This is a genomic window from Enterobacter sp. BIDMC 29 (genome assembly GCF_019378755.1).
Taxonomy (GTDB): domain Bacteria; phylum Pseudomonadota; class Gammaproteobacteria; order Enterobacterales; family Enterobacteriaceae; genus Enterobacter; species Enterobacter ludwigii.
In genome coordinates, this window is sequence record NZ_CP080000.1 from 1,522,324 (window position 1) to 1,523,681 (window position 1,358).

Sequence of the window (1,358 nt, forward strand, 5' to 3'; positions counted from 1 at the left end):
GCAGGCGTGGGCGGTAACGTCGTGTCGTCTGCAGGGGTGATGACAAGGCGCTCAACGTTGTAATTTCCGCCAATCTGGTCGAGGTCGCTGTCAGCAGCGTAAGCCAGCATGACGGCACGCGCGGCCTCGTTGACGCGCTGTCGCCAGATAACTTCCCGATAGGCGTTTTCCTCCAGCAACTTAACAATCGGCTCTGATTCAAGTATCAGCGTGCGCGCGACGGCCTCCTGCTGTTCCTCGGGGTATAACGAGACCAGCGTCGCCTTTCGTTCGCTCAGGATGGTTTCATAGTCCAGCAGTTCCACGACATCGGGCGCGGCGAGCTGGTTCAGGTCAACAATTGCCATAGCGTTTAACTCAGTGGAATGGTGAGGGAAAAAGACTGACCGCCGGTCGAGCGCGTGCCGGTGATATCGACATACAGCCCGCCGTCGGTTTCCGACCGCTCAAAGGTGATGGTCGTCAGGCTGATGCGCGGCTCCCACTTCTGGATCGCGGAATAACACGCGGCCATAATCTGCAGCCGTAGCGCCGGGCTCTGAGGCTGGTCAATCATGCGCGACAGAAGGGATCCGTATTCACGACGCATGACACGCGAGCCAACCGGCGTGACCAGAATGTCGCGCACGCTCTGCCTGATATGTTCGGCCTCAAAAACACTGAGCCCGGTCTGGCTGTTCATACCGAGATAACGCACCGTCATTGTGTCCCCTTAGTCCAGCTCCCGCCGCCCTGTACGTTGCCGTGCGCGTGGTCATCCACCTGCACGCCGTTTGATTTCAATTTCCCGCCGGTGTGCTCAATGTTCCCGGTCATCTTCCCGCCTTTCTGCACTTCCAGCGTGCCGGTGGTCAGCTTGTTGGTGCACACCACCTCGGGTGTATCGAGCGTGATGCGGGTCGAGGCTTTCACCAGTACCACCGGCACGGTCGCCGTAATGGAGTCTGACGCGGTGACGTCGGCGGTTTTGATGCCTGACACGGTGAGCGCAATGTTTTGGGGTTCGTACTCGATGACAGCGCCATCAGGAAATGACACATGAAGCGCATCAGGAGAAACTGACGGCGCGGGATGGTCGTCAGAGAAAATGCCGGGCAGCACAAATGCCGTATCGAGCTCGCCGCCGACAGCCAGTAAAAGCACCTGTTCACCAACGGATGGAGCCCACCATACGCGAGAGCGACCGGCGCGACAGGTAAGCCAGTTCAGCCAGGTGGTTTCCATGCCACCGGTCTGGACACGACACAGCCCCTCGTCATGGTCGATGTCGGTTACGATACCGGTGCGGATAAGGTTGCGGATCGCGCGAGCGATTTCCTGCAGGGAATTTAAATTATTCATATGGAAAGTTTGCCGCC

General features: G+C 58.5%; 2 protein-coding genes and 1 pseudogene. All 3 read right to left on the reverse strand.

What is annotated here, in order from left to right:
• Positions 1-347, reverse strand: a pseudogene (locus JTA15_RS06800) (baseplate assembly protein); the annotation flags it as partial.
• Between the two features lie 5 nt (positions 348-352).
• On the reverse strand, positions 353-703 hold the full coding sequence (locus JTA15_RS06805; protein ID WP_219373026.1) for a GPW/gp25 family protein: 351 nt from the start codon (positions 701-703) through the stop codon (positions 353-355).
• Positions 700-1,341: a phage baseplate assembly protein V gene (locus JTA15_RS06810; protein WP_219373238.1), complete on the reverse strand. Its 642-nt coding sequence runs from the start codon at positions 1,339-1,341 to the stop codon at positions 700-702. The genes JTA15_RS06805 and JTA15_RS06810 overlap by 4 nt, the downstream gene beginning before the upstream one ends.
• Between the last annotated feature and the right edge of the window lie 17 nt (positions 1,342-1,358).

What these genes read in the sequence shown, in the direction of transcription:
- JTA15_RS06810 (WP_219373238.1), bottom strand. Translation starts at nt 1,341, where the DNA reads ATGAATAATTTAAATTCCCTGCAGGAAATCGCTCGCGCGATCCGCAAC.
- JTA15_RS06805 (WP_219373026.1), bottom strand. Translation starts at nt 703, where the DNA reads ATGACGGTGCGTTATCTCGGTATGAACAGCCAGACCGGGCTCAGTGTT.